This window comes from Bifidobacterium adolescentis ATCC 15703 (assembly GCF_000010425.1).
Taxonomy (GTDB): domain Bacteria; phylum Actinomycetota; class Actinomycetes; order Actinomycetales; family Bifidobacteriaceae; genus Bifidobacterium; species Bifidobacterium adolescentis.
In genome coordinates, this window is sequence record NC_008618.1 from 943,286 (window position 1) to 964,472 (window position 21,187).

The window sequence follows — 21,187 nt, forward strand, 5'->3', positions numbered from 1 at the left end:
ATGGGAGATCCTCGTGGATTCCTGAAGGTCCGTACCCGTCGCGAACTGGCCGAACGCCCCGTTGAAGAGCGAATCAAGGACTGGTTCGACGTTCACACCGAATCCGGCCTGCAGTCCTGGACCACCGAGCAGGCGGCCCGCTGCATGGATTGCGGCACTCCGTTCTGCATGAGCGGATGCCCGCTCGGCAACATCATTCCGGAATTCAACGATCTGGTCCGTCAGGAGAAGTGGGAGGACGCGTACAACCGTCTGTCCGAAACCAACAACTTCCCCGAAGTGACCGGTCGCATCTGCCCGGCATTGTGCGAAGCCGCCTGCGTGCTTGGCATCCATCAGCCGGCCACGATGATTCAGAACGACGAACGCACCATCATCGATCAGGCATGGAGCCTTGACTACGTCAAGCCTCTGCCGCCGCAGCGTCTGACCGACCAGACCGTTGCCGTGGTCGGTTCCGGCCCATCCGGTCTCGCCTGCGCCCAGCAGCTCACCCGTGCCGGCCACACCGTGGTCGTATACGAGCGTGATGACGCCATCGGTGGTCTGATGCGTTACGGCATTCCGAACTTCAAACTCGACAAGCGCCTCATCGACCGCCGAGTCGAGCAGATGGGAGCCGAAGGCACCGTGTTCCGCACCGGCGTGGAAATCGGCAAGGACATCTCCTGGGATGACCTGCGTTCCCGCTACGACGCAGTGGTGGTTGCCATCGGCTCCACCGTGCCGCGTGACATGAAGATTCCAGGCCGCGAGCTCAAGGGTATCCATTTCGCCATGGAGTTCCTGCCGGACGCCACACGTCGCGTGTACGGTGTCAAGCCGGTCAACGACATCACCGCCGAAGGCAAGCATGTGGTGATCATCGGCGGCGGCGACACCGGTTCCGACTGCCTCGGCACATCCCTGCGCCAAGGCGCTAAGGACGTCACCGTGCTGCAGATCATGCCGCAGGAACCGAAGGAGCGTCCGGCCAACCAGCCATGGCCGACCTTCGCCCGCCTGTACAAGGAAACCTCCTCCATGAAGGAAGGTTTCGAAACGCAGCGCGCCGAATACGTGTACAACACCGACTCGGTCAACTTCGAGGGCTCCGACGAGGACAAGGCCAAGGTGAAGGTGGAGAACTCCACCGCCACCGAAGGCTTCGTCGCCGACGAGAACGGACATGTCACCGGTCTGAAGGTCGTCAACGTCGCTCCAGGAGAGAACGGGCCGTTCACCCGCCAGCCAGGCACCGAACGAGTGATTCCCGCCGATCTGGTGCTCATCTCCGTGGGCTTCCTGCACCCTGACACCACCACGCTGGTGGATCAGCTGCCGGTCGACCTTGACGGTCGAGGCAATGTGGCGCGTAACGACAAGTTCGCCACCTCCCAGGACGGCGTCTTCGCCTGCGGCGATGCCGGACGTGGCCAGAGCCTCGTCGTGTGGGCCATCTCCGAAGGTCGCTCCTGCGCGGCCGCGGTCGACGAGTACCTTACCGGCTCCACCGAACTGCCGGCACCGATCGTCGCTTCCAAGCGTCCAATGATGCTGCCGCGATAGACAACACTGTTGTAAGGGTATGAACGAGGTGGCCCGGCTCGCGAATAGTGAGCCGGGCCACCTGTTTTTCACCCGAAATGCGGTAAAGTAATCCCAGCACCATGCAACAAAGGAGTGACTAATGCCAAATCGCGCAGAACGACGTGCCCAAGCCAAGCGCAATCGCAGGGGAGTGCCACAGCAATACGACCAAACCCAAGGCCGCGCACGTTCCGGCATGTTGGACGAGTATCAGCTGCAGGAAAAGTCACGTCGTCTGCAGGACGGCACCGATGGGCCATGGAAGCCGAGTGCCAGTACGGTCACGGAAACGGAAAACGCGCTGAACACCAATCCTGATTACAAGAATCCGAAGATGTTCAAGGCACCCCATTCCGTCCGTCAATGGTTCCGTGTGGCCAGCTGGGTGCTGATTGCGCTGTCGGCCATCGCCTTCCTCGTGGTCATGTGGCTGCCGTCGCATCCGATGTGGCTCATCTCCACAGTCGCCATCGTCTTCGCAGTCGGTGTGCTGAGCCTGTTCTTCACGGCCGGCAACCCGAAGCACAATCCGAATCTCGACCAAAACGGAACAGCCGTCTGATCACAAAAACGATGGAAAGCGGTGAGACAACCAGAAGCATTTGTCTCACCGCTTTTTCTATCGGATTTTAGGTATGCGCTACTTGACTTCGACTAACCGTAAAGGGTATGCGAGAATGCTGTTTCATCGTTTTTCAGAAAAAGAATGGAACTTTCTGAAAAACGATGAAAACAATGAGTGTTTTTCGTGTCTGATGTTTTACAGTAGAACAGGAAACGCTGGAAGACTCGAGGAGGAGATTACAGACATGAAGGTTGACATTCTATCGCGTGAATACCCGCCCAAGGTGTATGGCGGCGCGGGGGTGCATGCCGAAGAGCTTTCCAAGGTGCTGGCGGAACGTGTCGATGTGACGGTCCGCGCATTCGACGGGCCGCGCACGGCCGCCGACATTCCCGCGATTCCCGGAACAGACCCGAAAGGGTCGCTCACTGTCGTCGGCTACGACGTGCCGAAGGAGCTTGAGGATGCGAACGGTGCGCTGAAAACGTTTGGCGTCGATTTGCAAATCGCCAACGACGTTGATGCCGACATCATCCATGCGCATACATGGTACGCATGCCTTGCTGGCTATCTCGCCAAAATGCTGCATGACACCCCATTGGTCATCACCGCGCACTCGCTTGAACCGTTCCGTCCATGGAAACGTGAACAGTTGGGCGGCGGCTACAATCTGAGCTCCTGGGCTGAGAAAGACGCCTACGAGCATGCCGACCGCGTGATCGCCGTATCCGCGGGCATGCGTGAGGACATCCTCACCGCCTATCCGAACCTTGACCCGGACAAGGTGGTCGTAGTGCACAACGGCATCACCATGAGCCAGTTTGAAACCCCGGCGGATGACGATCCGGGCTGGAAGGTGTTCGAACGTTACAACATCGACCGCAGCAAACCGACCTTGCTGTTCGTCGGACGCATCACTCGTCAAAAGGGTCTGCCGTACCTGCTTCAGGCACTGCACTTCGTGGACCCGAACATCCAGGTCGTTCTGTGCGCCGGCGCTCCCGACACGCCGGAAATCATGGAAGAGGTCAAGACCGCCTTCGCCAAGCTCGACGAGGAACGCGGCAACATCATCTGGATTGAGGAGATGCTGCCGAAGCCGGAGCTCAACGCACTCGAACATGGCTGCGACGCATTCATCTGCCCATCCATCTACGAGCCGCTCGGCATCGTGAATCTGGAAGCCATGGCATGCGGTCTGCCGGTGGTCGCCTCTGCGACCGGTGGCATTCCGGAAGTCGTCGTCGACGGCGAGACCGGATATCTGGTGCCGGTCGACCAACTGCATGACGGCACTGGCACCCCCACCAACCCTGACAAATTCGTGCACGATATGGCCGACGCCATCAACCGCATCATGGCTGACCCTGAAAAGGCGAAGCGGATGGGACAGGCCGGTTACGAGCGCGCCCGCGACCACTTCAGCTGGGAGTCCATCGCAGACAAGACCGTCAAAGTCTACGAGGACGTGCTTGCCGAACGGAAGTAGAACCGAACCTGTCTGATCGCGGATAACCGATCCGGCTGATCGACAGCCAGAATAATCCTGAAATGCCTCCTGCCGACGCACTATGCTGGCAGGAGGCATCATCGTATCCAAGTGGTTTGTGAAAATGGAGGGGACCATGAACGAACAGAACATCGCGTTGAAACTGGACGATGTGGAATTCCGTCGCCGCAGGCGCGTAATTCTCACCAAAGTCAATCTGGAAGTCAAAAAAGGCGAGAAATGGGTGCTGTTCGGTCCCAACGGCATCGGCAAATCCACGTTGGTGCAGATGATGAGCACCCGTGGATTCCCATCCGAAGGCACAGTCGACATTCTGGGAAAACGTCTGGGCAAAGTGAACGTGTTCTCCTACCGCAACCGCATCGGTTTGAGCTCGGCCGAACTCGGACGCGCGTTCCCGCCGCAGGAAGATCCTCTTGACGCCATCGTGACGGCGCTGACCGCAACCACCGGCCGTTGGCGCGACACCTATACTGACGAGGATTACGCCAAAGCCCGCTCATTGATGCGTGAATTCGGCATCGAATACCTGGAAGGCAAGATGATGTTCAAGCTTTCCGAAGGCGAACGCACTCGCGTGCTTATCTGCCGTGCGTTGATGGCGGATCCCGATTTGCTGATTCTTGACGAGCCGACCACGGGTCTTGATTTGGGTGGGCGTGAGATTGCTTTGCGTGCGTTGAGTCGTGTTGGTGCGGAGCAGTCTGACCGCGCCGTGATTCTGGTGACGCACCGTCTTGAGGAGATTCCGCAAGGCTTCGACCACGTGGCGATCATGGGACGTATCACCGGCAACGAGGCGGATGCGTATGCCGATAACGTCGCCGGCAACGATCCGGCGCCGGGCACTATCGTATATACGGGTGATTTGGAGCATGGTTTTACTTCTGAACGGTTGAGCCAGGTGTTTGGATTGGATTTGAAGGTCACGCATGCGAATGGTCGTTGGAACGCGTACGCGGTGTGATGTCGACGTCGCCGTCACATTGCCGTCGCTTCGTGCCGTCTGCCGGTATGACGGCGGATACGGTAGCATAGGTTCGTTGCTGTCCGTGGAATGCGGTCTGCAATCGTAAGCCATAGTCGTGAAATCGCATACTGAACGAACGTACGAAGGAGCGTAAACCATGCGTCGAGGGCCGCTTGCCGCCGGTGAAAAAGTGCAGTTCACGGACCGCAGGTCGAATAAAATCACCGATCAGCTGGTGCCGGGTGGTGTGACGCAGACCTCGCATGGCATCATCCTGCATGATGATGTGATTGGCCAGACGGAAGGATCCGTTGTCGTGACGGTGAGTGCGAAACGTGAGGCTCAGGTCAACCAGACGCATCCGGAACGCGACGCGAACAAGCCGTGGAAGGGAACGCGTGCCATCGGTGGTTGGGAGTTCGCCGTCATGCGTCCGCGCTTGGCTGACTATGTGCTGTCCATGCCGCGTGGCGCGCAGATCATGTATCCGAAGGACATCGCGCAGGTCATCCAGCTCGGTGATATTCGTTCCGGTATGAACGTGCTGGAATCCGGAGCCGGTTCGGGCGCGATGAGCATCAATCTGCTGGATGCCGTGGGGGAGGGCGGAAGCCTCACCACCATCGAGATGCGTTCGGAATTCGCGCGCGTCGCCGAAGCCAACGCGACGGTTTACTTTGGCAAACGTCCCGCATGGTGGGATTTGAGGACCGGCGATTTCGATTCGGTCGCGGCTGGTTTGCCGGAACACTCCTTCGACCGCATCATGCTTGACATGCTTGACCCGTGGAACCGTCTTGAACAGGCGTATCGCGTGATCGCGCCTGGCGGCGTGCTCGTCGCGTACGTCACCACCACCACGCAGTTGAGCCGTCTTGCCGAAGCGTTGCGCGAGGTCGGCTGCTGGACCGAGCCGGACATGCAGGAGACTTTGGAACGTAATTGGAAGGCGCAAGGACTGGCCATCCGTCCCGATCACCAGATGATTGGACACACCGGTTTCCTCATGGTTTCTCGCGCGATGGCTCCGGGCTTCCAGGCGTTGCGTAAACGCGACCGTGCCACGAAGGACACGACGACCGACATCGATTCGTTGACGCCCGAGGAGCGTGCCGAACAGCTTGAGGATCTGGAATTGCGTGACATTTCCGATCGCAAGCTGCGCAAGGTGCTGCGTGACCTCGACGCGCAGGTCGAAGCCATAAAGGAGTAGATTTAGAGCGTTTCATGCCATGTCCCAGCGGAAAATCTGAGACAATGGACATTAGACATTTGAAATGCGGCGCTGGAACCGGATCGGAGCGTGCGATTATGGGAACGAGCCTGAAGAAGGTCGCTAAAAAGGCCAAGGAATACAAGTATGTGCTGCTGGCGATGCGCCACGCCAAAACCGAGCCGTTCGGCGGCAACGGCAGCGACGTGGGACGTGAGCTCACCGACAAAGGACGTAAGCAGGCCAAAGCCGTGGCCAAAGGATTGGCGGCGTTCAAAATGGTGCCCACTCGCATCGCATGCTCCAGCGCCACCCGCGCCCGTCAGACCTGCGATCGCATGCTCAAGGTGTTCGGCGACGATCCGAAAGTCGACTACCGGCAAAGCCTGTACGAAGGCGGCGTGCAATCCGTGTTCGACGAGCTCGCGCAAACCAAGGAAAAGCATCGCACGCTGCTCGTGCTTGGCCACGAACCGACCATTTCGATCGCCTGCCAATGGCTGGCCAGCACCGAATCCGATCCGACGTTGCTTGACCTGCTGAATCTCGGCATGTCCCCGGCCTCGATCGCCGTATTCGGCTCGAACGAGCCATTCAACCAGTGGCAGCTGCACAGCGGCGAACTCATCGCGCTGCTTACCGCCAAAGACTTCGAGTAGGGCTTGCGTGTTCCGGGCTGATTCGGAACGATGAGCATTCCGCAGAGTGCTGTGATTTGACTTCAAGCGGCTTCAAGGTTGTATGGTGCTTTCTGAACCGATGTTCAGAATGATGGATAGGAGAGCCCATATGAACAATCCCAGTGCGTTCCCTCTTGGGGAACCAAATGACGGTTTCGCCCAGTATTTCGACGGACAGAGCTGGCTTGCGCCGGTACTTGACGCGCCTGAAGTGTCAATCCACAATGTGACGTTCGAACCTGGATGCCGGAACCACTGGCATATCCACCATCACGCGGCCCAGATTCTCATTGCGGTTGGAGGGCGTGGCTACTACCAGCTTGAGGGCGAAGAGCCGAAGGAGCTTGAACCGGGACAGGCCGTCCGTATTCCGCCGGACGTTAAGCATTGGCACGGTGCCGCCCCTCGCGAAGCTTTCAGCCATTTGGCGTTCATGATTGCGGATGGCACGGGCGACGTGACGAATGAATGGCTGGAACCCGTAGACCCCGACGCATACGAGACATTGCGTTAAATCCGCTTGCCGGGCTGTTCTGCATTATTGATCCATAAACATAAATGTGTGAATATAGACGGCATACGGACTGCGTTATAAGGACAGTTTATAACGACATTCAAATTTTCTTGATGTCTTATAGCTGGCGGTTTTGTGATAGCTTGAGCGGGTTGCATTGTTCATATCAGATGGAGGATTCATGTCCGCTCTTACTTCCGTCTCCGGTTTCCCGCGCATCGGCCAGAACCGTGAGCTGAAGAAAATCATCGAAGCGTATTGGAAGGGCAACACCACCCTCGATGAGGTGCGTGCCACAGCCAAGGAACTGCGCGCCAAGCATTGGAAGCTGCAGCAGGCCGCCGGCATCGACCTGATTCCGAGCAACGACTTCAGCTATTACGACCAGATGCTCGACACTGCCATCCTGCTCAACGTCATTCCGCAGCGCTACCAGCGTCTCGCCTTCGAGAACCCGGAAGAGACCCTCTTCGCAATGGGTCGCGGCTATCAGGGCGAGAAGGGCGACGTGACCGCCCTGCCGATGAAGAAGTGGTTCACCACCAACTACCACTACCTCGTGCCGGAAATCGACTCCGCCACCGACATCAAGCTCAACAGCACCAAGCCGTTCGACGAATTCAACGAGGCGAAGGCGCTCGGCATCACCACCAAGCCGGTGCTCATCGGCCCGTACACCTTCCTCAAGCTCGCCCGCAATCCGCAGGCCGAGGAGCTCGACTACGACAAGGGCCTCGTCAACGCGGTCGCCGCGGTGTACGCCGAAGTCGTCGCCAAGTTCGCCGAACTGGGCGTGCAGTGGATCCAGATCGACGAACCGTACCTCGTGCTCGACAAGGAGCCGGGCGACGTCGAACTGTTCAAGAGCCTGTACGCCAAGATCCTGCCCGCCCGCGAAGGCAAGGTCAAGGTGCTGCTCAACACCTACTTCGGACACATCGCCGACGTGTACGAAACCGTCAACCTGCTCGGCTTCGACGGCATCGGCCTGGACCTGAACGAAGGCAAGGACGAAAACCTCGCCGCCGTCGAAAAGTACGGCGTGGCAGAAAAAACCACCATCTTCGCCGGCGTGATCAACGGCCGCAACATCTGGCGCAACAACTACGCCGTGAGCCTCGGCCTGGTCGACGCGCTGAAGCAGGTCACCGCCAACGTGGCCGTCTCCACCGCCAGCTCCCTGCTGCACGTGCCGTTCAGCACCGAAGGCGAGGACGGTCTCGCCGACGACGTGCGCAAGCACTTCGCCTTCGCCGTCCAGAAGCTCGACGAACTGCACGAAGTCGCCGTGCTCGCCGACGCTTCCGACGACGAGAAGAAGGCATCCGCCGAACTCGCAGCCAACCAGGCGCTGTTCGACGGCACCCGCGTCGCCGCCGATCCTGCGGTCGCCAAGCGAATCGCAAGCCTTACCGACGCCGACTTCGTACGTCAGCCGGCACGCGCCGAACGCCAGAAGGAGCAGCGTGAGGCGCTGAACCTGCCGCTGCTGCCCACCACCACCATCGGCTCCTTCCCGCAAACCAAGGAAGTGCGCGCCGAACGCGCCAAGCTGCGCAAGGGCGAGATCACCAAGGCCGAATACGACGAATTCATGAAGAACCAGATCGACGCCTGCATCAAGCATCAGGAGGAAATCGGCCTCGACGTGCTCGTCCACGGCGAATTCGAACGCAACGACATGGTCGAATACTTCGGCCAGAACCTCAACGGCTTCCTGTTCACCAAGAACGCGTGGGTGCAGTCCTACGGCACACGTTGCGTCAAGCCTCCGATCGTGTGGGGCGACGTATCCCGCGCCAACCCGATCACCGTGGAATGGAGCGCCTACGCGCAGTCCCGCACCGATCATGTGATGAAGGGCATGCTCACCGGTCCGGTCACCATCCTCAATTGGTCCTGGCCGCGCGAGGACATCACCCACGAGCAGCAGACCCAGCAGCTCGCGCTCGCCATCCGCGACGAAGTGCTCGATTTGGAGAAGGCCGGCATCAAGGTCATCCAGATCGACGAGGCCGCACTGCGCGAGAAGCTGCCGCTGAGGAAGACCGACTGGCACAAGAAGTACCTCGACTGGGCCATTCCGGCGTTCCGTCTGGTGCATTCCGCCGTCAAGCCGACCACGCAGATCCACACGCACATGTGCTATTCGGAGTTCAACGACATCATCAAGGACATCGACGCGATGGACGCCGACGTGATCTCCTTCGAAGCCTCCCGTGGCGACCTTGTGGTGCTCGACGCCATCCACGACGCCAACTTCGAAACCGAAGCCGGCCCGGGCGTGTACGACATCCACTCTCCGCGCATTCCGTCCGAACAGGAGATCGAGGACCGCATCTACGAGATCCTGAAGAAGATGGACGTCGAAAAGGTGTGGATCAACCCGGACTGCGGCCTGAAGACCCGTGGCAACGCCGAAACCTGGCCGAGCCTGGAGAACCTCGTCGCAGCGGCCAAGGCCGTGCGCGCCAAACTCGCCAAGTAAGGCCGGCATAGGCATAAACAGGCAAGATTTCCAAGGAATCACATGCATTCGCCAATCTTCTCGCTGGAGGTGTTCCCTCCCAAGCGCACCAGCCCTGTGGGTACCATCTACGATACGTTGGATGGCCTGCAGGGGCTGGACCCCGACTTCATCTCCGTCACCTACGGCACCGGCAAATCGTCCGACCGCACGTTGACCGCACGCATCGCGCATACGGTGAACGAATACGGCATTCCGGCCGTGGCGCACCTGACCGCGCAATACCTTGACAAAGACGACGTGGATGAGGCGCTCGACCTGTTCGACCAGGCCAAAGTCTCCGGCGTGCTCGCTTTGCGAGGCGACCGTGTGGAAGGAGCCGAACCGGCGGGAGTGTTCGACCATGCGAGCGATCTGGCGGCCTACATCCGCGAGAAGCGTCCGGATCTCAAGATCTACGGCGCCTGCTATCCGGAAAAGCACCCGCAGGCGGCCACGCTTGAGGAGGATATCGACAATCTCAAGAAGAAGGTCGACGCGGGCGTAAGCCACCTCATCTCCCAGCTGTTCTACGACAACGAGGATTTCCTTCGATTCGTGGACAAGGCTCGTGCCGCCGGCATCGACGTTCCGATCGAAGCCGGCATCATGCCGGTGATGAACGCGAAGTCGGTGCTGCGCATGTCGAAGATGTGCGAATCGCGTGTTCCTGAAAAACTTGCCGTCCTGCTTGACAAGTGGGGGAGCGACACCGCGCTGCTTAAAGAGGCGGGTATCGCTTACGCGTCCGAACAGATCTGCGACTTGGCGGCACGCGGCGTCGACGGCGTGCACCTGTACACGATGAACCATCCATGCGTCAGCCGGCGCATCTGGTCCAACGTCAAACCATTCTTCGTCTGATTCAGACGATGCAACAAACACGAAAGGGATGATTTCCGGCAACTGTCGGAAACCGTCCCTTTCGCCATACTTACGGATATGAACGATTACTATGGGAACCATGGCTTCTTCTACGCATCAGTTTGAGGTGCTCGATCTGATTCGGGCGGGATTGCAGGATCTGGACACGGCACGCACGTTGCTTGACGAGTTGCGCGCCGACGGCATCGACGACGACCGGCTATGCCTGCTGATGAAAACATTGGAACAGACCTGCGAGCCCGACATCGCGCTACGCAACCTCGTCGACATCATCAAAGCGTTGCAAAGCCAAGGCCGCGACTTCCACCAGGTCATCACCGACGACGCCGGACTCGTACGACTCGTCACCGTGCTCGGCGTGTCCGACGGAATGGGCAAGCTCATGCGCTTCCGCCCCGAACTCGTCATGGCCGCAGCCAGCGACTCATGCGAAAGCCATCTGTACAACCACGCGCAACGCCGCGCGCATGTCCTCGAAGCGGTCGGTGCCGACCCGGCCGACAATCGCATGCCAAAAGCCACGAAACCACTCGCCGAAGCGGCGACCGCGCTACGGCAGACCTACAGAAAACAGCTCGCCGCCATCATGGCGCAGGACGCCACCGCGGACGACCCAATCGAAATACAACCGAGAATCAGCCAGGAACTGTCCGATCTTGCCGACGCGGCCCTGGAAGGCGCGCTCGCCATCGCCCGCAACGAAGTGGACAGCAGCGAACACGTGCGCTTCGCCATCATCGGCATGGGCAAGCTCGGCGCACGCGAACTCAACTACGTATCCGACGTGGACCTCATCTACGTGGTGGAACCGGCGGACGCGGACACCAACGGCATGACCCTCAACCGTGTCGGCACCAAAATGGCCACCACCCTGCAGCGCGTATGCCAATCCGTCATCATGGGCGTCGCCGAACCTACATTGTGGCAGATCGATGGCGGACTGCGCCCCGAAGGCAAGGACGGCCCGCTCGTACGCAAACTCGAATCGCACGAAGCCTACTACGAACAGTGGGCGGAAAACTGGGAATTCCAAGCCCTGCTCAAGGCCCGCCCCGTGGCCGGTGACCCCGACCTCGGCCAAGCGTACATGGACATGACCCGACCGTTCGTATGGACCGCCTCCAAACGCGACAACTTCGTCTACGACTGCCAGCAGATGCGCAAACGAGTCGAAGACCTCATCCCCGCGCCCCTGAAGGACCGTGAAATCAAACTCGGCCGCGGAGGCCTACGAGACGTGGAATTCACCGTGCAGATGCTCCAACTCGTCCACGGCCGCGCCGACGAGACCCTGCGCACCAGCTCCACCCTCGAATCGCTGCAACGCCTCGCCGAAGGCGGGTACGTCTCACGCAGACAAGCCAAGAAGCTCTCCTGGGACTACCGCTTCGAACGCGTCATGGAACACCGCCAGCAAATGTGGGCGCTCAAACGCACCCACCTGTTCCCGGACCTCGGCAAAGCCAGTCTCGGCGGCATCGAACGCAAACGCGACGCCAACGACGACGAACTCAACCACAACCTCGAACTGCGCAGACTCGCCCGGGCCTTCCACATGCACCCTGAGGAACTCGTCGACAAATACGACGAAACCCGACGTGAAGTGCGCCACCTGCACATGGACATCTACTACCGGCCCATGCTGCCCATCAACGCCGGCCTCGACGACGAACAAGTGGAACTGTCCGCCAACGCCATGCAGGAACGCTTCGCCTCCATCGGATTCGCCGACCCCGACGCCGCCATGCGCCACGTCACCGCACTGACCGCCGGCATCTCCCGTGCCGCGAAAATCAACCGCATCCTCCTGCCCGCCGTCCTCCAATGGCTCGGCGAAGGGCAGAACCCCGACATGGGGCTGCTCAACTGGCGCAAACTCGAAGAACACTTTGGCACGGACAGCGAATACCTCGGCTTCCTGCGCGACTCGCCGTCCGCCGCGCAACGCCTGTGCCACGTCCTGTCCAATTCACGGTTCCTGGGCGACGCGCTCAACAAATCCGTCGAATCCGTCACCTGGCTCGGCAGCGACAACGACCTGCAGCCACGTTCGCGCGAAAGCCTCGACGTGCAGACACACGCCTCCCTCGAACGCAACGTAGGCAGCATCAACGACTTCGCCAACTCCATCCGCGCCATGCGACGCCACGAAATCGAACGCATCGGACTAGGGTGGATGAGCGGCGTCATCGACGACAAGGCGTCGCTCGCAGGTATGACCGACGTATACGACACGGCCATCGACGCATCGCTCACCTGGGCCATCCGCCACCAAACGCAGGAAATGGGATTCGACGAAGCGCCGGCGGCAATCGCCGTCATCGGCATGGGACGCTACGGCGGCAGGGAAGTGAACTTCAGCTCCGACGCCGACGTCATCATCATCTACCGGCCGTCCGATAACGCCGACGACAACCAAGCCAACCTCTTCGCACGCAAAGTGCAGGAAGACCTCCGCGCCATCCTGCAAGGACCGACCACGCTCGAACCCAAAATCGAACTCGACATGGACCTGCGGCCCGAAGGCAAAAACGGACCCCTCGTGCGCTCCTACGCGTCCTGCGAGGAATACTACCGTTCCTGGGCGAGCACATGGGAGCACCAGGCGCTCCTGCGTGCGCGTTACGCGGCAGGCGACGCGGCGCTCGCCGAGGATTTCCTGATGAACGTCGCCGACCCGCTGCGCTATCCGAAGATCGATTTGACGGAGGCGCAGGTCGCCGAAATACGCAAGCTCAAGGCGCGTATGGAAGCCGAGCGATTGCCGCGCGGCGTGCGTAGGGACCGTCACCTGAAGCTGGGCAAAGGTGGTCTGTCCGACGTGGAATGGACGATTCAGCTGCTGCAGTTGCAGCATGCCGGCGACAACGCGAACCTGCGAGTCAACGGCACGATGCAGGCGTTGGACGAGTTGGAGCGGCGCAAGCTGGTTTCCGCCGGCGACGCCGTCGTATTGCGACGCGCATGGTGGATGTGCACGGCCGCGCGCAACGGCAGCTACCTGTGGAGCGGGCGCGTCAACCAGGCGGATATCCTGCCGGATGACACGTATTCGCTGGGAGGACTCGCCGTCTATCTCGGATACGACGCGAATCGCGGACAGCATTTCGAAAACGATCTGCTTGCCGTAATGCGCAAGGCGCGCGACGTGACGGAACGTCTGTTCTACGGCCTTTCATGAAACGATTCGAGCGGGCGCTCGGTGAACACGCGGTGAACGCTCCGGGTCAGTGTTTCGGGCTATAGTTGGCTAGGTCACTTTCAGTGGCCACCTTCAACCACAAGTTGCATGAAAGGTGAGCCGTTGTCCTCAGTACTCGAACCGGCGGTCGAAACGCCGATGGTCGGAAAAAGCGTCATCACTCTCGATGATCTTTCCATTCGTCAGATTCAGGAAATGCTGCACAAAGCGCAGTACATCGATTCCCATCGTAAAGAAGTGGCACACACCTGCGAAGGCAGGGTGCTTGCCACTTTGTTTTATGAGCCGAGCACGCGCACGCGTCTGAGTTTCGAAACCGCCATGCTGCGCCTCGGCGGCAAGGTGATCGGTTTCGCCGGCGCCCAGCTCGCCTCCGTCACCAAGGGCGAGACGATCGCCGACACGTTGAAGACGGTGTCCAACTACGTCGACGTGGTGGCCATCCGCCATCCGAAGGAAGGCGCCGCGCTGGTCGCATCCCGCGCCGCCTCCGTGCCGGTCATCAACGCGGGCGACGGCGGACACATGCATCCGACGCAGACGCTCGCCGACCTGGCCACGCTTCAATCGCGCTTCGGCCGTGTCACCAACCTGACCGTCGGCCTGTGCGGCGATCTGACCTTCGGCCGCACCGTGCACTCCCTGATCGAAACACTGTGCCGCTTCGGCAACGTCAACTTCGTGCTCATCAGCCCCGACGAGCTCAAGACCCCGCAGTACGTGCTTGACCGCATCAACGCCACCGAATCCTGCTCCTACACCGAAGTCAAGGATCTGGTCTCCGTCATCGGCGATCTTGACGTGCTGTACATGACCCGCGTGCAGAAAGAACGTTTCTTCAACGAGGACGATTATCTGCGTCTGCGCGACACCTACATCCTCGACGAAGCCAAGATGGCGTACGCCAAGAAGGACATGGCCGTGCTGCACCCGCTGCCGCGCGTCAACGAAATCGCCGTGGAAGTTGACGACGATCCGCGTGCAGCCTACTTCGAACAGGTCAAGAACGGTATGCTCATGCGCATGGCATTGGAAAGCTCGGTGGTCGGTGACGAACTGCCGGGATACGAACCGCTCGCAGCCAAGGAGGTTGAAGCCTGATGGAAGTCACCAGCATTCAGAACGGCATCATCATCGATCACGTGCCCGCCGGAACCGCGCTCAAGGTACTTGAGTATCTGAAGATCGACCCGTCCAAAACCAAACTCGCGTTGATCATGAACGCCGACAGCCACATGTACGGCACGAAGGACATCATCAAAATCGAGGATGAGACCGAATCCATCGACCTCGACGTGCTCGGCCTCGTGGCGCGCACCGCGACCGTCGGCATCGTCCGCGGCGGCAAAATCGTCGAAAAGAAGAAGCCGACCCTGCCGGAACATGTCGTCAACATCATCAAATGCGTGAACCCGCGCTGCGTCACCACCACCGAGCCTGCGGTGCAGATGTTCCATCTGGTGCATTCCGACCGTCAGGAATACCGTTGCGACTACTGCGACGAGGAAGCGAAGTTCTGAAATCATGACCCTCACCCTTCACGACATCAAGGTCTGGAACACCGGCGAAGTCATTGACCTCGTCGTCCCCTCCGACACGGACGCGTCCGTGGACGCCTCGGCGATGACCATCGCCCCCGGATTCGAAGACCCGCACGTGCATTTCCGCGATCCCGGACAGACCTACAAGGAGTCCATGATCTCCGGCTGCGCGGCGGCGGCATCCGGCGGATACACGAACGTGCTCATCATGCCAAACACCGTGCCGGCCATGGATGGCGTGAAGGTGGAGGCCGGCCAGCCGGGCGCCTCCGAAGTGCTCGACGCCGAATACGACACGGTCATCGATTACCTGCAGCATTACGAGGCCGCTCATGGCGTGAAACTGCCGGTGCGCTACGACCTATGCGTATGCGCCTCAAAGGGGCGTGCCGGCCATGAGGCCACCGAAGTGGCCGACTGGATCGGCTACCTGCCCGAACATGGCGACGAGCATAAGGACGCCTACCAGCTGGCGCATCCGGTGACCGCCATCAGCGATGACGGTTCCGCGGTGACCCCCAGCATTCTCGAACAGGTGTTCGAAAACGTCAAGGAGTCGGGACTGTACCTCATCGAGCATTGCGAACACCACGACACCGGCGCGGTCAATGACGGTCCGGTGTCCCGCAAGCTTGGCGTTCCAGGCATTCCGGAGGACACGGAACTCAAAATCGTCGAACGCGACATTGACATGTCCCGCAAAACCGGCGTGCACGTGCACTTCCAGCACGTCAGCACCGCGATCTCCTTCGACGCCATCCGCAAAGCCAAGGCCGAAGGACTTCCGATCACCTGCGAGACCGCGCCGCATTACATCGCATTGAACGACGAGGCGCTGCTTAAGTACGGCACTTTGGCCAAAATGAACCCGCCGCTGCGCTCCGAAGCGGACCGCCAGGCCACCATCGCAGCCGTCGCCGACGGCACGGTCGATTTGTTGGCCACCGACCATGCGCCCCACACCATGGAAGAGAAGGAACTCGGCTTCCTCGACGCGCCCAACGGCATCATCGGGCTGGAATGCGCATACGGCGTCTGCCACAAGATACTTGTCGACGGCGGATTCATTTCCGACGAACGTCTCATCGAACTCATGTCCACCGGTCCGGCCGAACTCATGGGCCACGACAAAACGGACATCACGGCGGTACTCGACGACTACGCCGACGCCGTGCCGGGAGACGACGACACCAAGCGCGTGCTTGATCTGGGCCGCGTGCCCGAAAGCGACCAGGTGGATCTCGTGGTGCTGAACACCGGAGAGGAATGGACCGTCGACCCGGAGAAGTTCCACTCCTCGGCACGTAACACCCCATTCGGCGGATGGCAGGTCACCGGCCGGCCGCTCGCCACCATCATCGGCTCGAAGCTGGCCTTCAGCCGCATCGACAAGGAGGACTGATGGACCGTCTGATCGAAGCCATCGAAGACAAGCAGAATCCAAGCGTCGTGGGACTCGACCCCACCGAAGCGCTGGTGCCGAATCAGGTCGTGGCCAGCTTCGCCGAGGAAATCGCCGAACAGGTGGAGGATCCGACGGAAGCGCCGGCAGCCCAACTGTCCGTCGCCTTCTTCGAATTCAACCGCGCCATCATCGACGCAGTAGCCGACATCGTCCCGGCCGTCAAACCGCAGATCGCCATGTATGAGGCGCTCGGACCAGCCGGCATCGACGCCTACAGCATGACCTGCGAATACGCCAAACAGCAGGGACTGTACGTCCTCGGCGACGTCAAGCGCGGCGACATCGGCTCCACCGCAGCCGCCTACGCCCACCATCTGAGCGGTGTGAACGCGGGGGAGCACGCTTTCGACCCGTGGCATGAGGACGCGGTCACCGTGAACCCCTACCTCGGCACCGACGGCATCACCCCGTTCGTCGAAGCCGCCACTGGTGCCGACAAGGACATCTTCGTACTGGTACGCACCTCCAATCCATCCAGCAGCGAACTGCAGGAACTCGAACTCGCCTCAGGCGAGCGCGTGTACGAGCATGTCGCCGACCTCGTGGAAGGCTGGGGAGCCGAAACCATCGGCGCGAACGGGTATTCCCGTGTCGGCGCGGTGGTCGGAGCCACCCATCCCGAGGAAGGCAAGGCGTTGCGGGCGCGCATGCCGCACACGTTCTTCCTGGTCCCCGGTTACGGCGCGCAGGGCGGTACCGCCCAAGGCGTGGCCGGCATGTTCGACAAAGACGGCATGGGCGCGCTCGTCAATTCGTCGCGTGGCATCATCGGAGCCTGGAAGAAGTCCAGCAAATACAGCGAATCCATGAGCGCAGACGATGCGCTTGACTTGGTCGCCGAATCGGCGCGCGAGGCCGCGAAGGACATGCGCGACAATCTGCGCGCGGTACTGCCGTAAGCTACCAGAACAATCGAACGAAACACAGGAAAGGGAGTCATGACCGCCGCAGCAACGTTCATGCCGACCGTCGGCCAGGCGAGGGAAGCGGGATTCTTCCCCAGCAGGCACACGGTCGAAATCGTCGACAACCGCATGCTGGCCGATGGCGTGTACCGATTGACATTCCGCGACGAATTCATCGCGGGACATGCCAAGCCGGCGCAGTTCGTCGACGTGTATTCCAACAATCCGAGCAGACTGATGCCCCGCCCGTTCGGCGTGGCAGAAGTGGATGGCGATGAGGTGAGCCTTATCTTCGCCGTCGTCGGCAAAGGCACCGCCGAATTCTCCGAATTGCGTGCGGGCGACACCATTCGGGTGATGGGTCCTCTCGGCAACTCCTTCAACACCAAGGAGAACGCGAACTACGTGCTGGTGGCCGGCGGTCTCGGCGTGCCGCCGCTGGTGCGCGCCGCGCAGGCCATCGCCGAATCGGAGGGGTCGACGAGCACCGCGGTGTTCGGATACCGCAACGTGCGTTTCGGAGACGGATACGTCGGCCGGTACGCGGACAAGACATACAGCATCGACGAATCCGAAGGCAATGTCGTAACGCTCCTTGACCGTATTGAAAATGAACTGGTGAACGGCGAGCTGAAGCCGGTCATCCTCTCATGCGGGCCGTTGCCGATGATGAAGGCCGTCGCCGCATGGGCGGCGAAACGCGGCATCGAGGCACAGCTGAGCTTGGAACAGCGCATGGGCTGCGGATACGGCACATGCGTGCTGTGCACCGTCGACACCGCCGAAGGACGATTGAAGGTCTGCTCGGACGGACCTGTGTTCACCCGCGAACAATTGGGATGGGGGGAGTGAGCATGACCGCAGAACAACATGCGAACCTGTACGAACAGCACGAATGGAAGCATCCCACCCAGGTGGCTGGTATCCCGTGGAAGAATCCGGTGGCGACCGCTTCCGGCACGTTCCAATATGCTGCCGTGCGCTGGTTCTATGACGTGAGCCAGCTGGGCGCCGTCACCACTAAAGGCGTGTCTCCGGTGCCATGGGAAGGCAATCCTGGCATCCGTACTGCGGAAGGCCCCTCCAGCAACATCAACGCCGTCGGCCTGCAGAATCCCGGCGTGGACCATTACCTTGAGGACGATCTGCCGAAACTCAAGGCCATCAACGCCACCGTCATCGCCAACGTCGCCGGACACTGCGACGACGACTACGCGGAAGTCGTGTCCAAGCTCGACGATTCCCCGGCCGACATGCTGGAAATCAACGTGAGCTGTCCGAACGTGTCCGCAGGCGGCATGAGCGTCGGCACCGACCCGGTGGCTTTGAGCCGCCTCATCACCAGACTGCGCAAGCTCACCGACAAGAAGATGATCGTCAAACTCACCCCGAACGTCACCGACATCACCGTGCCGGCACGAGCCGCGGTGGAAAGCGGAGCCGACGCATTGAGCCTGATCAACACGCTGCTCGGCATGCGCATCAACATCCGCACCGGCGAGCCGGTCATCACGCACGTCACCGGCGGCGTGTCCGGCCCGGCCGTCCTGCCGGTCGGACTGGCCGCGGTATGGCGCGTGCGCGCCGCATTGCCAGAAATACCGATCATCGGCATCGGAGGCATCGACTCCGGCGAGACCGCGCTCGAATACCTGTATGCCGGCGCCAACGCCGTCGAAGTCGGCGCGGCCGCATTGTTCGAGCCGACCGCGCCGCTGCGCGTGGCCCGCGAACTCGACGATCTGCTCGACGAACGTCCCGAACTCGCCGACAAGCTCGCCAAAGGCGAGACCTGGCGCTGAAATTTCGTAATCGATCAATGTAAGGAGAACAAGCAAATGACCGCATCGCTCGACCATCGTTTCACCGAGTTCCTGCTGGAATCGCAGGCGTTGAAATTCGGCGAGTTCACATTGAAGTCCGGCCGCAAGTCGCCGTACTTCATCAACGCCGGCGCATTCAACGACGGACGCAAGATCGCCCGTCTCGGCGCGTTCTACGCCGAGAAGATTGTCGAGGAGATCGAGGCGGGCAACCTGCCCAAGGATGTCGACACCGTGTTCGGCCCTGCCTACAAGGGCATCCCGCTGGGCGTGTCCACCGCCATCGCGCTGACGTCCGCCCATGGCATGGAGGTCGGCTACACCTTCGACCGCAAGGAGAAGAAGGACCATGGCGACGGCGGCATGATGGTCGGCACGCAGCTTGCGGACGGCATGAAGGTCCTGCTCGTCGACGACGTGATGACCGCCGGCACCGCTGTGCGCGAGGTCATCCCGAAGCTCAAGGCCGAGGCGAACGTCGAGGTCATCGGCCTGGTACTGAGCGTGGACCGCATGGAGAAGACCAAGGATTCCGACACGTCCGCGGTGAAGGCCGTCGAAGCCGAATTCGGCTTCCCGGTGTTCGCCATCGCCAACGTGAAGGAGATCTTCGAAGCCGGCCAGCGCATCCAGAACGCCGACGGCACCCCGTACGTCACACCGGAGATCAAGGCCGCCGCCGACGCGTACCTGGAACAGTACGGCGCCTGACTGCGGCGTTCGCGCTGAACCGCGCTCATCGGCTGTTATAATCTCGGATATGACAGAAAGGCACTGTGCTGCTTTCGGGCAGTACAGTGCCTTTTCGTTGTGGTTCCTCTGTTCCGGGGTCAGTCGATGAGCGTGTAGCCGTGGCTGGCGACCACCGACTTGAGCTTCTCCAAGTACGTTTCGGCGGCCTTGGACAGCTTCGCGCGCTCATTGGTGATCCATCCGACAAGCATCGTCTCATCGGTGTCGAGCGGCACGGTGACGATCTTCTCGTTGTTGAGATCGCCGTTGTCGATGCCGGTGCATACCGTGTAGCCGTTCAGGCCGATGATGAAGTTCAGAATCGTGGCGCGGTCGGTCACGTTGATCTGCTTGGGGGAGTACTCCGGCCAGACGGCCTCCTCCGCGAAGAAGAAGCTGCCTTCCTCGCCCTGCTCGTATTGGATGAACGGGAACGGCTTCAGATCGTCCATGGTGACCTTCTTCTTGCCGGCCAGCGGATTGTCGCGCGAGATGAACACGTGCAACGGCGCGCGGAACAGCGGATGGAACTCGAGATGCTTCTCGCGCAGCAGCTTGCCGATCACGTCCTTGTTGAAGTCGGACAGGTAGATGATGCCGATCTCCGAAAGCATGTTCGCCACCTGGTTGATGATGTCCTTCGTGCGGGTCTCGCGGATGGTGGACTCGTATTCGTCGGATTTGGTGGATCGATCATCTCCACGAACGCCTCCACGGCGAACATGTAATGCTGCGTGGACACGGAGCACAGCTGTTTGCGGGGTTTCGCGTTCTTGTACCGTTCCTCCAGCAGCGACGCCTGATCGAGGACCTGACGCGCGTAGGTGAGGAATTCCGCGCCGTCCACGGTCAACGCGATGCCTTGGGAGGAACGGGTGAAGATCTCGATGCCGAGCTCGTTCTCAAGCTCCTTCACCGAGGAGCTCAACGCGGGCTGGGATACGTACAGCTCGTGCGAGGCCTCGTTCATGGAGCCGCATTCCACTATTTTGACGATGTATTTCAGCTGAAGGAGGGTCATAACGCCCATTTATACCAGCGTCGCTTTACGAAACGACGATTTATAGCGCTTCGTTTTGCATAGTGGACACGCGGTCGGTGGATGTG

The 21,187-nt window shown here is 60.5% G+C and carries 17 protein-coding genes and 1 pseudogene; 17 read left to right on the forward strand and 1 reads right to left on the reverse strand.

Annotation, left to right across the window (positions count from 1 at the left end):
• The 17 genes from BAD_RS03995 to pyrE all read left to right on the forward strand — a co-directional run bounded on the left by BAD_RS03995 (position 1) and on the right by pyrE (position 20,059).
• Positions 1 to 1,548, forward strand: a complete 1,548-nt coding sequence (locus tag BAD_RS03995; RefSeq protein ID WP_011743150.1) for a glutamate synthase subunit beta — start codon at positions 1 to 3, stop codon at positions 1,546 to 1,548.
• A gap of 121 nt (positions 1,549 to 1,669) precedes the next feature.
• Positions 1,670 to 2,131 carry a Yip1 family protein gene (locus BAD_RS04000; RefSeq protein WP_011743151.1) on the forward strand — a complete coding sequence of 154 codons (462 nt, stop codon included), beginning with the start codon at positions 1,670 to 1,672 and terminating at the stop codon, positions 2,129 to 2,131.
• A gap of 247 nt (positions 2,132 to 2,378) precedes the next feature.
• Positions 2,379 to 3,623 (forward strand): glycogen synthase, encoded by a 1,245-nt coding sequence (gene glgA / locus BAD_RS04005; RefSeq protein ID WP_041777296.1) that lies wholly within the window; start codon positions 2,379 to 2,381, stop codon positions 3,621 to 3,623.
• 136 nt (positions 3,624 to 3,759) lie between these two features.
• Positions 3,760 to 4,611 (forward strand): ABC transporter ATP-binding protein, encoded by an 852-nt coding sequence (locus BAD_RS04010; RefSeq protein ID WP_172458534.1) that lies wholly within the window; start codon positions 3,760 to 3,762, stop codon positions 4,609 to 4,611.
• A 160-nt stretch (positions 4,612 to 4,771) separates the two neighbouring features.
• A complete protein-coding gene (locus BAD_RS04015; protein WP_011743154.1) occupies positions 4,772 to 5,827 on the forward strand; it encodes a tRNA (adenine-N1)-methyltransferase in 1,056 nt (351 codons plus the stop codon).
• Positions 5,828 to 5,925: 98 nt separating this feature from the next.
• On the forward strand, positions 5,926 to 6,486 hold the full coding sequence (locus BAD_RS04020) for a SixA phosphatase family protein (RefSeq protein WP_034984404.1): 561 nt from the start codon (positions 5,926 to 5,928) through the stop codon (positions 6,484 to 6,486).
• 130 nt (positions 6,487 to 6,616) lie between these two features.
• On the forward strand, positions 6,617 to 7,021 hold the full coding sequence (locus BAD_RS04025) for a cupin domain-containing protein (RefSeq protein ID WP_041777297.1): 405 nt from the start codon (positions 6,617 to 6,619) through the stop codon (positions 7,019 to 7,021).
• A gap of 181 nt (positions 7,022 to 7,202) precedes the next feature.
• Positions 7,203 to 9,509 (forward strand): 5-methyltetrahydropteroyltriglutamate--homocysteine S-methyltransferase, encoded by a 2,307-nt coding sequence (metE, locus tag BAD_RS04030; RefSeq protein ID WP_011743157.1) that lies wholly within the window; start codon positions 7,203 to 7,205, stop codon positions 9,507 to 9,509.
• A gap of 42 nt (positions 9,510 to 9,551) precedes the next feature.
• Complete coding sequence (metF, locus tag BAD_RS04035; protein WP_011743158.1) at positions 9,552 to 10,391, forward strand: methylenetetrahydrofolate reductase [NAD(P)H]; 840 nt, start codon at positions 9,552 to 9,554, stop codon at positions 10,389 to 10,391.
• A gap of 100 nt (positions 10,392 to 10,491) precedes the next feature.
• Positions 10,492 to 13,593 carry a bifunctional [glutamine synthetase] adenylyltransferase/[glutamine synthetase]-adenylyl-L-tyrosine phosphorylase gene (locus BAD_RS04040; protein WP_041777298.1) on the forward strand — a complete coding sequence of 1,034 codons (3,102 nt, stop codon included), beginning with the start codon at positions 10,492 to 10,494 and terminating at the stop codon, positions 13,591 to 13,593.
• Between the two features lie 159 nt (positions 13,594 to 13,752).
• Positions 13,753 to 14,715, forward strand: a complete 963-nt coding sequence (pyrB, locus tag BAD_RS04045) for an aspartate carbamoyltransferase (protein ID WP_171024943.1) — start codon at positions 13,753 to 13,755, stop codon at positions 14,713 to 14,715.
• A complete protein-coding gene (locus BAD_RS04050) occupies positions 14,715 to 15,134 on the forward strand; it encodes an aspartate carbamoyltransferase regulatory subunit (protein ID WP_033499450.1) in 420 nt (139 codons plus the stop codon). Before pyrB ends, BAD_RS04050 begins: the two co-directional genes overlap by 1 nt.
• A gap of 4 nt (positions 15,135 to 15,138) precedes the next feature.
• Entirely contained in the window at positions 15,139 to 16,557 is a 1,419-nt protein-coding gene (locus BAD_RS04055) for a dihydroorotase (RefSeq protein ID WP_011743301.1), read from the forward strand.
• Positions 16,557 to 17,519 carry an orotidine-5'-phosphate decarboxylase gene (pyrF, locus tag BAD_RS04060; protein ID WP_011743302.1) on the forward strand — a complete coding sequence of 321 codons (963 nt, stop codon included), beginning with the start codon at positions 16,557 to 16,559 and terminating at the stop codon, positions 17,517 to 17,519. Before BAD_RS04055 ends, pyrF begins: the two co-directional genes overlap by 1 nt.
• Positions 17,520 to 17,558: 39 nt before the next feature.
• Positions 17,559 to 18,377 (forward strand): dihydroorotate dehydrogenase electron transfer subunit, encoded by an 819-nt coding sequence (locus tag BAD_RS04065; protein ID WP_011743303.1) that lies wholly within the window; start codon positions 17,559 to 17,561, stop codon positions 18,375 to 18,377.
• Positions 18,365 to 19,327, forward strand: a complete 963-nt coding sequence (locus tag BAD_RS04070; RefSeq protein WP_003809360.1) for a dihydroorotate dehydrogenase — start codon at positions 18,365 to 18,367, stop codon at positions 19,325 to 19,327. The genes BAD_RS04065 and BAD_RS04070 overlap by 13 nt, the downstream gene beginning before the upstream one ends.
• A gap of 36 nt (positions 19,328 to 19,363) precedes the next feature.
• Complete coding sequence (pyrE, locus tag BAD_RS04075; RefSeq protein ID WP_011743305.1) at positions 19,364 to 20,059, forward strand: orotate phosphoribosyltransferase; 696 nt, start codon at positions 19,364 to 19,366, stop codon at positions 20,057 to 20,059.
• A 119-nt stretch (positions 20,060 to 20,178) separates the two neighbouring features.
• Here the strand turns inward: pyrE and BAD_RS04080 are convergent.
• A pseudogene (locus BAD_RS04080) lies at positions 20,179 to 21,101 on the reverse strand (LysR family transcriptional regulator).
• Positions 21,102 to 21,187 lie beyond the last annotated feature (86 nt).

Bases quoted from the DNA above. Each gene is read 5' to 3' on its own strand.
- BAD_RS03995 (WP_011743150.1), top strand. From the start codon at position 1: ATGGGAGATCCTCGTGGATTCCTGAAGGTCCGTACCCGTCGCGAACTG.
- BAD_RS04000 (WP_011743151.1), top strand. From the start codon at position 1,670: ATGCCAAATCGCGCAGAACGACGTGCCCAAGCCAAGCGCAATCGCAGG.
- glgA (WP_041777296.1), top strand. From the start codon at position 2,379: ATGAAGGTTGACATTCTATCGCGTGAATACCCGCCCAAGGTGTATGGC.
- BAD_RS04010 (WP_172458534.1), top strand. From the start codon at position 3,760: ATGAACGAACAGAACATCGCGTTGAAACTGGACGATGTGGAATTCCGT.
- BAD_RS04015 (WP_011743154.1), top strand. From the start codon at position 4,772: ATGCGTCGAGGGCCGCTTGCCGCCGGTGAAAAAGTGCAGTTCACGGAC.
- BAD_RS04020 (WP_034984404.1), top strand. From the start codon at position 5,926: ATGGGAACGAGCCTGAAGAAGGTCGCTAAAAAGGCCAAGGAATACAAG.
- BAD_RS04025 (WP_041777297.1), top strand. From the start codon at position 6,617: ATGAACAATCCCAGTGCGTTCCCTCTTGGGGAACCAAATGACGGTTTC.
- metE (WP_011743157.1), top strand. From the start codon at position 7,203: ATGTCCGCTCTTACTTCCGTCTCCGGTTTCCCGCGCATCGGCCAGAAC.
- metF (WP_011743158.1), top strand. From the start codon at position 9,552: ATGCATTCGCCAATCTTCTCGCTGGAGGTGTTCCCTCCCAAGCGCACC.
- BAD_RS04040 (WP_041777298.1), top strand. From the start codon at position 10,492: ATGGCTTCTTCTACGCATCAGTTTGAGGTGCTCGATCTGATTCGGGCG.
- pyrB (WP_171024943.1), top strand. From the start codon at position 13,753: ATGGTCGGAAAAAGCGTCATCACTCTCGATGATCTTTCCATTCGTCAG.
- BAD_RS04050 (WP_033499450.1), top strand. From the start codon at position 14,715: ATGGAAGTCACCAGCATTCAGAACGGCATCATCATCGATCACGTGCCC.
- BAD_RS04055 (WP_011743301.1), top strand. From the start codon at position 15,139: ATGACCCTCACCCTTCACGACATCAAGGTCTGGAACACCGGCGAAGTC.
- pyrF (WP_011743302.1), top strand. From the start codon at position 16,557: ATGGACCGTCTGATCGAAGCCATCGAAGACAAGCAGAATCCAAGCGTC.
- BAD_RS04065 (WP_011743303.1), top strand. From the start codon at position 17,559: ATGACCGCCGCAGCAACGTTCATGCCGACCGTCGGCCAGGCGAGGGAA.
- BAD_RS04070 (WP_003809360.1), top strand. From the start codon at position 18,365: ATGGGGGGAGTGAGCATGACCGCAGAACAACATGCGAACCTGTACGAA.
- pyrE (WP_011743305.1), top strand. From the start codon at position 19,364: ATGACCGCATCGCTCGACCATCGTTTCACCGAGTTCCTGCTGGAATCG.